Annotated in this window: 7 protein-coding genes; 4 read left to right on the forward strand and 3 right to left on the reverse strand. The window is 74.1% G+C overall.

Translation table 11 applies throughout. From position 1 onward, the window contains the following. Positions 1 to 11 precede the first annotated feature (11 nt). The 3 genes from AB0H57_RS11665 (at position 12) to AB0H57_RS11675 (ending at position 5,423) form a co-directional block, all read left to right on the forward strand. Positions 12 to 3,371 (forward strand): ATP-dependent DNA helicase, encoded by a 3,360-nt coding sequence (locus AB0H57_RS11665; protein WP_357505261.1) that lies wholly within the window; start codon positions 12 to 14, stop codon positions 3,369 to 3,371. Positions 3,372 to 3,589: 218 nt separating this feature from the next. After that, entirely contained in the window at positions 3,590 to 3,793 is a 204-nt protein-coding gene (locus tag AB0H57_RS11670; RefSeq protein ID WP_007072850.1) for a cold-shock protein, read from the forward strand. A gap of 247 nt (positions 3,794 to 4,040) precedes the next feature. Continuing rightward, positions 4,041 to 5,423: a DEAD/DEAH box helicase gene (locus AB0H57_RS11675; RefSeq protein ID WP_357505263.1), complete on the forward strand. Its 1,383-nt coding sequence runs from the start codon at positions 4,041 to 4,043 to the stop codon at positions 5,421 to 5,423. Positions 5,424 to 5,544: 121 nt separating this feature from the next. Here AB0H57_RS11675 and AB0H57_RS11680 read toward each other — a convergent pair whose 3' ends face one another. From AB0H57_RS11680 to AB0H57_RS11690, 3 genes are read right to left on the reverse strand one after another with little or no spacing between them, the layout of a single operon-like run. Beyond that, positions 5,545 to 6,426 carry an ABC transporter permease gene (locus AB0H57_RS11680; protein ID WP_357505265.1) on the reverse strand — a complete coding sequence of 294 codons (882 nt, stop codon included), beginning with the start codon at positions 6,424 to 6,426 and terminating at the stop codon, positions 5,545 to 5,547. Then, positions 6,416 to 7,195, reverse strand: coding sequence for an ABC transporter ATP-binding protein (locus AB0H57_RS11685; protein WP_357505267.1), 780 nt, complete (start codon positions 7,193 to 7,195; stop codon positions 6,416 to 6,418). The genes AB0H57_RS11680 and AB0H57_RS11685 overlap by 11 nt, the downstream gene beginning before the upstream one ends. Then, entirely contained in the window at positions 7,192 to 8,250 is a 1,059-nt protein-coding gene (locus AB0H57_RS11690; RefSeq protein ID WP_357505269.1) for an ABC transporter substrate-binding protein, read from the reverse strand. Before AB0H57_RS11690 ends, AB0H57_RS11685 begins: the two co-directional genes overlap by 4 nt. Positions 8,251 to 8,387: 137 nt before the next feature. Here AB0H57_RS11690 and AB0H57_RS11695 point away from each other — a divergent pair, with 137 nt between their 5' ends. Further along, positions 8,388 to 9,698: a pitrilysin family protein gene (locus tag AB0H57_RS11695; RefSeq protein ID WP_357505271.1), complete on the forward strand. Its 1,311-nt coding sequence runs from the start codon at positions 8,388 to 8,390 to the stop codon at positions 9,696 to 9,698. Positions 9,699 to 9,845: the final 147 nt, after the last annotated feature.

Here is a 9,845-nt window from a genome sequence, read left to right on the forward strand (position 1 = left end):
GGCGACCCGCGGTGACCCAGCCAGCGCTGTTCGGCGCCGCCGCCCCGGCCCCCCGGACGGCCGACGCCGGCCCTCGCTACACCCCGGTCGAGCTGGCCCGGCTGCTGAAGCTGCCGGCGCCGACCCGGGAGCAGGCCGCGATCATCGCCGCCCCGGTGGAGCCGCTGCTGGTGGTGGCCGGCGCCGGCTCCGGCAAGACCGAGACGATGGCCGCCCGGGTGGTCTGGCTGGTGGCCAACTCGTACGTCCGGCCGGAGCAGGTCCTCGGCCTCACCTTCACCCGCAAGGCGGCCGGCGAGCTGGCGCACCGGGTGCGTACCCGGCTGGGCCAGCTGGTGCGGCGGCTGGGCCGGCGCGGGCGCGACCCGCTGGACGACCCCCTCGCCGGCGAGCCGACCATCTCCACCTACCACTCGTACGCGGGCCGGATCGTCACCGAGCACGGGCTGCGCGCCGGCTACGAGCCGTCCACCCGGCTGCTCACCGAGGCGTCCCGGTGGCAGCTGGTGGACCTGCTGGTCCGCAACTACGACGGGGACATGTCCGAGGTGGACCGGATGCCGAGCACGGTCACCGACGCGGTGCTGGCGCTCGCCGGCGAGCTGGACGAGCACCTGGTCGACCCGGACGACCTGGCCGCCTGGACCGGCCGGTTCTTCGCCGACGTGCAGTCCCGCCCCGGCCGGGTCTACGCCGACGTGCGCAAGGCCCTCGCCGTGCAGCAGACCCGGCTGCGGCTGCTGCCGCTGGTGCGCGCGTACGCCCGGCGCAAGGACGACTTCGAGGCGATGGACTTCGCCGACCAGCTCGCCCGGGCCGCCCGGGTGGCCCGCGACCATCCCGCTGTCGGAGCCATCGAGCGGGACCGCTTCCGGGTGGTGCTGCTCGACGAGTACCAGGACACCAGCCACGCCCAGGTGGTGCTGCTGAACGCGCTCTTCGGCGGCGGCCACCCGGTCACCGCCGTGGGCGACCCCTGCCAGTCCATCTACGGCTGGCGGGGGGCCAGCGCCGGCACGCTGGAACGCTTCCCGACCGACTTCGCCGCCGCCGGTGGCACGCCCGCCCCCGCGCTCGGCCTCACCACCAGCTGGCGGAACCGGCCGGAGATCCTCGGGGTGGCGAACGCGCTGGCCACGCCGCTGCGGGCCGCCGGCGCCCAGGTGCCCGAGCTGCACGCCGCGTTCAGCGTCAAGGATCCGATCCCGCACCGCAGCCCGCGCGGCCAGGCCGCCGGCACCGTGCACTGCGCGCTGCTGCGGACGTACGCCGACGAGGCCGACTGGATCGCCGACGGCGTCCTCGCCGCCTGGCGCGGGGCGGCCCGGATGCCGGCGGCGCTGCCCGAGCACATCCCGGTGCCGCACCGGCCCACCACCGCCGTGCTGGTCCGGCTGCGCAGCCAGATCCCGGCGATCGAGGCGGCGCTGCGCGCCCGGGGGCTGCCCGTCGAGGTGGTCGGCCTGGGTGGCCTGCTGGACACCCCCGAGGTCCGCGACGTGGTCTGCACGCTGCGGGTGCTCGCCGACCCGACCGACGGGGCGGCGCTGCTGCGGCTGCTCACCGGCGCCCGCTGGCGGATCGGGCCGCGCGACCTGGTGGCCCTGCACCGGCGGGCCCGGGCCATCGCCCGCGCCCGCCGGCAGCACACCGGCGCGGACGGGCCGGAGATCACCGTGGACGCGCTGGACGAGGCGACGCTGGTCGAGGCGCTGGCCGATCCCGGGCCGGCGCAGGCGTACTCCGACCAGGGCTACGCCCGGCTGCGGGCGTACGGGACGGAGCTGGCGCTGTTGCGCTACCGGCTGGACCAGACGCTGCCGGAGCTGATCGCGGACATCGAGCGGACCATCGGCCTGGACGTGGAGGTGGCCGTGCGGGCCGGCCGGGACGGCACCGGCGACGCCGGCCTGGCCCGCGGCCACCTGGACGCCCTGGGCGACGTCGCGGCCCGGTTCAGCGGGGAGACCCCGGGCGCGACGCTGGCCGGTTTCCTGGCCTACCTGGCCGCCGCCGAGGACGAGGAACGCGGGCTGGCCCCCGGCGAGGTCGAGGTGGTGGAGGGCGCGGTGCAGGTGCTCACCGCGCACGCCGCCAAGGGCCTGGAGTGGGACGTGGTGGCGGTCGCCGGGCTGACCCGGGGCGTCTGGCCGGGGCCGGTGCGCAACTCCGACCACTGGCTGGGCGGGCTGGGCGTGCTGCCGTTCCCGCTGCGCGGCGACGCGGCCGGGCTGCCCGGGTTGGCGCTGGCGGAGGCCGAGGACCAGCGCGGCGTGGCCCGGGCGGTGGAGGACTTCACCGACGCGTGGCGGGCGCACGACGAGCGGGAGGAGCGCCGGCTGGCGTACGTGGCGGTGACCCGGCCCCGGCGGCTGCTGCTCTGCTCGGGCTACTGGTGGGGCGAGGGGACCAAGCGGTTCCGTGGCCCCTCGGTGCTGCTGCGCGAGGTGCACGACGCCTGCCTGGACGGTGGCGACGGGCTGCTGGTGGACGAGTGGGCGCCCGAGCCGCCGGGGGACGCCGCCAACCCCACCAGCGAGCTGGTGCTGCGGGCGGACTGGCCCGCCGATCCGCTGGGCGCGCGCCGCCCGGCGCTGGCCGAGGCCGCCGCGCTGGTCCGCCGCTTCCTGGCCGATCCGGAGCCGGCGTCGGACGCGGCCCAGGACGATCCGCAGGTGGCGCGCTGGCAGGGGGAGGCGGACCTGCTCCTCGCCGAGCGGGCGGAGCTGCTGCGCCGGGCGGAGGCGGTCGAGGTGGCCCTGCCCGACCACCTGTCGGTGACCCAGTTGGTCGCGCTGCGCCGGGACCCGGTGGCGCTGGCCCGGGCGCTGCGCCGCCCGATGCCCACCGCGCCCAACCCGTACGCCCGCCGGGGCACCGCCTTCCACGCCTGGCTGGAGCAGCGGTTCGGCGCCGACCGGCTGCTCGACGTGGACGAGCTGCCCGGCGCGGCGGATTCCGACGCCGCGCCCGACGAGGCGCTGGGCGAGCTCCAGGAGCGCTTCCTGGCCAGCGAGTGGGCCGACCGGGTGCCGGTCGAGGTGGAGGTGCCGTTCGCCACCGTGCTGGCCGGCGTGGTGGTCCGCGGCCGGATGGACGCCGTCTTCACCCGCCCCGGCGGCCGGTACGACGTGGTCGACTGGAAGACCGGCCGGCAGCCCACCGGACGGGAGGCGGCGGCGGTGGCCGTGCAGCTGGCCGTCTACCGGCTGGCCTGGGCCGAGCTGGCCGGGGTGCCGGTCGACCGGGTGGGCGCCGCCTTCCACTACGTCCGGGACGGGATGACCGTGCGGCCGGCCGACCTGCTCGACGCCGACGGGCTCGCCGCGCTGATCGTCGGAGTACCGGAATCCACGGTCGGGGGTGTGTGATGCCGACAATCGTGATACGTTGGCGTCGTTGCAGTTTTGGTTTCCAGCAGACTTTTTGTGCGCCTGGCGGATTGTGGCCCCAGGCGCACTTTGTTGTGTCCGGAGTTTCCGGGCGGGGCGACCAACCAGCGACATGCGTGACGCGCCATCCGGTGCGACGCGCATCACGGTTCCGCAGCAGGTGCGGGACCGACGTTCCGTCGAAGGAGACGAAAAGCATGGCCATCGGCACCGTCAAGTGGTTCAACGCTGACAAGGGCTTCGGCTTCATCACCCCGGACGGCGGCGGCGCCGACGTCTTCGCCCACTTCTCGGCGATCCAGTCCTCCGGCTACCGGAGCCTGGACGAGAACCAGCGGGTCGAGTTCGAGATCACCCAGGGCCAGAAGGGCCCGCAGGCGGAGAACATCCGCCCGCTCTGATCACCGGATCACCCAGCACCACCGCCGCGCCCTCAGGGCGCGGCGACGTGGCCGGTCCGCCCCGCCGTGACTCTCGCCGCGCCGAGCGCCGGCGAGGACCCGATCCGTTCGGGTCCACGGCGTGGGCGGACCGCCCGTACCCCCTTCGGTTCGTGCTTGTGACCACCGGCACTGCTCTTCGCCGGTGCGGGCGCCGTTCGTTCGGTGCCCCTCCTCGACACGTGCCGCGTCGAGGAAGGCATTCCGCATGACCATGACCATTCCCACCTTCGCCGCCACCGGGCTGGCTCCCGCGCTGGTCGCCGAGCTGACCGCGCAGGGCATCGTCGAGCCGTTCCCGATCCAGACGGCCACCCTGCCGGACTCGCTCGCCGGCCGGGACGTGCTCGGCCGCGGCCGTACCGGCTCGGGCAAGACGCTCGCCTTCGGTCTGCCGCTGCTGTCCCGCACCGCCGGCCGTCGGGCTCGCCCGGGTCGCCCGCTGGCCCTGGTGCTGGTGCCGACCCGGGAGCTGGCCCAGCAGGTCACCACCGCCCTCGCCCCGTACGCGAAGGCCCTCGGGCTGCGCTGCGCCACCGTCGTCGGCGGCCTGTCGCTGCAGCGGCAGGCGGACGCCCTGCGGGCCGGCGCCGAGGTGGTCGTGGCGACCCCCGGCCGGCTGCACGACCTGATCAACCGGGGCGACGCGCGGCTCGGCGAGGTCGCGATCACGGTGCTCGACGAGGCCGACCAGATGGCCGACATGGGCTTCCTGCCGCAGGTGACCAAGCTGCTGGAGCAGGTCGCCCCGGACGGCCAGCGGATGCTCTTCTCGGCCACCCTGGACGGCGGCGTGGACCGGCTGGTCCGCCGCTTCCTCAGCAACCCGGTGTCGCACTCGGTGGACCCGGGCACCGCCACGGTCACCGCGATGACCCACCACGTGCTGCACGTCGACGCGGCCGACAAGCCCGCCGCGCTCACCCAGATCGCCGCCCGCGAGGGCCGCACCATCCTGTTCATGGGGACCAAGCACCGTGCCGACCGGCTCGCCCGCCAGTTGCTCGCCAAGGGGGTACGCGCCGCGGCGCTGCACGGCGGCAAGTCCCAGCCGCAGCGCACCCGGATCCTGGAGCAGTTCCGCACCGGCCAGGTGACCGCGCTGGTGGCCACGGACGTGGCGGCCCGCGGCATCCACGTCGACGGCCTGGACATGGTGGTCAACGTGGACCCGCCGACCGAGGCGAAGGACTACCTGCACCGGGGTGGGCGTACCGCCCGGGCGGGGGAGTCCGGCACCGTGGTCACCCTGGTCCTGCCCGAGCAGCGCCGGGACGTGTCCCGGCTGATGAGCGTGGCCGGCATCAAGCCGCAGTCGACCCAGGTGCGGCTCGGTGACGAGGCGCTGTCCCGGGTCACCGGGGCCCGGGAGCCGTCCGGCGAGCCGGTGACCATCGTCACCCCGCAGCCGGCGGCGGCGCGGGGCACGGCCGGCGGCGGCCGGCGTACCAGGAGCACCCCGCACCCGGCCGGAAGCCCGCGGGCCGCCGGCGGCGCGCGGGCCGTGGACGGCACCGACCAGGGCGGACGTGCGTCGCACAGCGCCGCCGGCCGGTCCCGGCGTCCCCGCCGCCGCCCCCGCACCGCCTGACCGGTCAGGTGCCCGGGTCCCGCGGCCAGCGGGGCCCGGGGCACGTCCGGTCAGTGGCTGGCCGAGGAATCCCACCGGACCAGCAGGTGGCGTGGTCGGCGCGGGCCGAGTCGTACACGGCTCAGGTGGCCTGGTCCAGTACGCCCCAGCGGCGCCGGACCGCCTTGTCGGCCGCGCCGAACGCGGCGTCCACCACCAGCCCCAGCACCAGAATGACGATCATGACGGCCATCAGCCGGGGCGCCTCGTTGAGTTCCCGGGCATAGGTCAGCTGGGCGCCGATGGACGTCCGGGTGGCGATGACCACCAGCAGTTCACCGGCCATCAGGCTGCGCCAGGCGAAGGCCCAGCCCTGCTTGAGCCCGGCCACGATGGCGGGCAAGGCGGCCGGCGCGATCACGTACCGGTAGAGGTCGAGCCCGCGGGCGCCGAGGTTGCGACCGGCCCGTACCAGCAGCGGGGGCACGTAGTCCACCCCGTGGATCACGCCGTTGGCGACCGACGGGGCGGCGCCGAGCACCACCACGAAGAAGATCGCCTCCTCGCTGAGCTGGAAGAGCAGGATGGCCAGCGGGAACCAGGCGATCGACGGCATGGTCTGCAACGCGGTGATCATCGAGCCGAGTGCGGCGCGGAGCACCTTCACCCGCGCGACGGCGAGGCCGAGCACCAGCCCGACGGCGACCGCGGCGGCGAAGCCCACGGTGGCCCGTCGGCCGGTGGTGGCCAGGCCGTGCCAGAGGGCCGGGCTGGCCAGGTACTCGGCCAGGTCCTGGAACACCACGGCGGGGCCGGGCAGCGCCCACGGGTCCTTCCAGCCGGCCCACACCACCGCCTGCCAGAACGCGATGGCCAGGGCCAGCGCGGCCAGCTTCGGCCAGAGCGCCGACCAGGCCCGGCGCAGGCGGGACGAGGTCGTCCGCCGGCCGGCGATCTCCAGCGCGTCGAGGCCGGAGATCTCGGCCTCGGTGCGCGGTGTGCCGGCGAGGGTGTCACTGGCCATGCCGGCCCACCTCCGTACGCAGCCGGTCGGTGACCTCGGCCGCGATGGTCGCGATCTCCGGGGAGTCGATCCGTCGTGGCCGGGGCACTTCGACCTCGGTGGACCAGATGATCCGGCCGGGCCGGCTGGAGAGCAGGATGATCCGGTCGGCCAGCCGGGCCGCCTCCCGGACGTTGTGGGTCACGAAGAGCACGGTGAGCTGCCGCTCGGACCAGATCCGCTCCAGCTCGTCGTGCAGGATGTCCCGGGTCATCGCGTCCAGCGCGCCGAACGGCTCGTCCATCAGCAGCACCGGGGTGTCCAGCGCGAGCGTGCGGGCGAGCGCGACCCGCTGCCGCATCCCGCCGGAGAGCTGGTGCGGGCGCTTGCGGCCGAAGTCGGCGAGGTGGACCGTGCGCAGCAGCTCGGCCACCCGGGCCTTGCGCCGCTCGCGCGGGAGCCCGCGCAGCTTGAGCGGCACCTCGACGTTGCCCTCGACGGTCAGCCAGGGGAACAGGGCCGGCTCCTGGAACATCAGGCCCGGGTTGACGCCCTCGCCCAGCTCGATCGCCCCGCCGCTGATCCCGTCCAGCCCGGCGACCAGGTTGAGCAGGGTGCTCTTGCCGCAGCCGGACGCGCCGACCAGGCAGACGAACTCGCCGGGGGCGACGTCGAGGGAGACCCCGTCGAGGGCCAGGACGGCGTGCTCGCCCTGGCCGTACACCTTGGTCACGCCGCGCAGCGCGACCGAGCCGGTCGCGCCGCGCGGCGTCGTCGTGGTCGACGTCACGGCTGGGTGACCCCGGGCTTGCCCTGCGCCTTCAGCACCTCGTTGAGGAACGTCAGGTCGTAGAGGCCGGTCAGGTCGACCGGCTGGGTCAGCTCGACGGCGACCGCGTGGTCCAGCCCGGTCTTCAGGGAGGACGCGACCGGGTCGTTGGTGAACTCGAGCGTGGGCCAGGCCTGCTGGATCAGCTTGACGTCCAGCGGCTTGCCGGTGATCTTGCCGAGGTGAGCGGAGATGGCCTGCTGCGACTCGTCCGGCTTGGTGTTGACGAACTCGTCGGCCGCGACCTGGCCCTCGACCAGCTTCTTCACCACGTCGGGGTGGGCCTTGAGGAACCTGGTGCTGACGATCAGGTTGGTGATCACGAACTTCTTGTCCGGCCACAGGTCCCGCTCGTCGACCAGCACCCTGCCGCCGGCGCTGACCAGCCGGGAGACGAACGGCTCGGGCACCCAGGCGCCGTCGATCGCACCGCTGGCGAAGGTGTCCACCGTCTGCGCGTTCTCCTGCGGGACGACCTTGACGTCGCCGCCACCCTCCTTGGTGGTGGTCAGTCCCTTCTCCTTGAGCCAGTAGCGCAGCGCCACGTCCTGGGTGTTGCCGAGCTGCGGGGTGGCGATCTCCTTGCCGCGCAGCTGCTCCACCGAGGTGATCTCCGGCTTGACCACCAGCGCGACGCCGCCGGAGGCGGCGCCGGAGATGACCCGGACCGCCTCCCCCTTGGACTTGGAGAACGCGTTCACCGTCGGGTTCGGACCGATGTACGTGGCGTCGATCGCGCCGGAGAAGAGCGCCTCGACGGCGGACGGGCCGGCGTTGAAGGTCTTGGTCTCCAGCTTGGCGCTGCTGCCGAGTTTCTCGGCGAAGATGCCCCTCTCGACGCCCACCACGGCGGGTGCGTGGGTGATGTTGGGGAAGTAGCCGAGCCGCAGGGTTACCGGGCCCGAGTCGCCGCCGGCGCTGTCCGCACCGCAGGCCGCCGTCGCGCCGAGGGTGGCCGCGCCGAGCACGGCGAGGGTGGCCAGGGAGACCAGGCGACGGAAGGGGAGCCGTCTCATCGTCGATCCAATCCGCAGTATTCCTACTTAGTTGGTAGGAAGAGTGGGCTGGGCCGTGACCGGCGTCAAGAGTGGACCGCATGCTGGGACGGGCGAGGAGACCGGTGCGCCGGGTCCCGACGCGCTAGGGTCGAGCCGTGGCGGCGCGGAGATCGAGAATTCCAGCGACGAAATATCCGGTCGAGCGGTTCACGCTCGACAACGGCCTGCGGGTCGTCCTCACCCCCGATCGCAGCGCGCCGGTCATCGGCGTGGCCGTCGTCTACGACGTCGGCATCCGATCCGAACCGGAGGGCCGGACGGGCTTCGCCCACCTCTTCGAGCACCTGATGTTCCAGGGCTCGGAGAACCTGGAGAAGCTGGCCCACTTCCGGCACGTCCAGGGCGCCGGCGGCACCTTCAACGGCTCCACCCACCTGGACTACACCGACTACTTCGAGACGTTGCCGAGCAACGCGCTGGAGCGGGCGCTCTTCCTGGAGGCCGACCGGATGCGGGGGCCCCGGCTGACCGAGGAGAACCTCCGCAACCAGGTCGACGTGGTCAAGGAGGAGATCCGGGTCAACGTGCTGAACCGGCCGTACGGCGGGTTTCCCTGGCTGAAACTGCCGCCGGTGATGTTCGACACCTTCCCCAACGCGCACGACGGCTACGGCTCCTTCGACGACCTGGAGTCGGCGACCGTCGCCGACGCGGCCGACTTCTTCCGCCGCTACTACGCCTGCGGCAACGCGGTGCTGGCGGTCAGCGGCGACGTGGACGTGGCCGAGGCGACCGGGCTGATCGAGCGGCACTTCGGCGACGTGCCGGCCCGGCCGGCGCCGTCCCGGCCCGACTTCACCGAGCCCGACCTGCCCGCCGAGCGGCGCACCGCGTACACCGACGCGCTGGCGCCGCTGCCGGCGGTGGCCTGCGCCTGGCGGGTGCCGGACCCGGCCAGCGACTTCGCCGGCTACCTGCCGTACGTGGTGCTGGCCGAGGTGCTCACCGACGGCGACGCGTCCCGGCTGGTCGAACGCCTGGTCCAGCGGGACCGGACGGTCACCGGCCTCGGCGGCTACCTGGGCTTCATGGGTGACCCGTTCGACGTGCGCGACCCGACCGCGTTGCTGCTCCAGGCGCACCTGCCGCCCGGCGGCGACGTGGACAAGGTGCTGCGCACGTTCGACGAGGAGTTGGACCGGCTGGCCACTGACGGGCTCACCGAGGGCGAGCTGGCCCGTACCCAGGCCCGGATGGCCACCCACCTGCTGCGCGACACCGACGCGGTGCTGGGCCGGGCGCTGCGGATGGCGGTGCTGGAACAGCAGCGCGACGATCCGGGGTTGCTCAACGAACTGCCCCGGCTGGTCGGTGAGGTCACCGACGAGCAGGTCCGCGCCGCCGCCGCCACCCTGCGGCCGCAGCGGCGGGCATCCGTCGAGGTCATCGCGGGAGGTGCTCGGTGAGCGCGAGGAGCGAGCCGGTTTTGCGAGCCCCGCAGTCGCGAATGAAGGAGGCTCGGTGAGCGCGAGGAGCGAGCCGGTTTTGCGAGCCCCGCAGTCGCGAATGAAGGAGGCTCGGTGAGCGCGAGGAGTGAGCCGGTTTTGCGAGCC

It is taken from the genome of Micromonospora sp. NPDC050686 (assembly GCF_040654475.1).
Lineage (GTDB): Bacteria > Actinomycetota > Actinomycetes > Mycobacteriales > Micromonosporaceae > Micromonospora.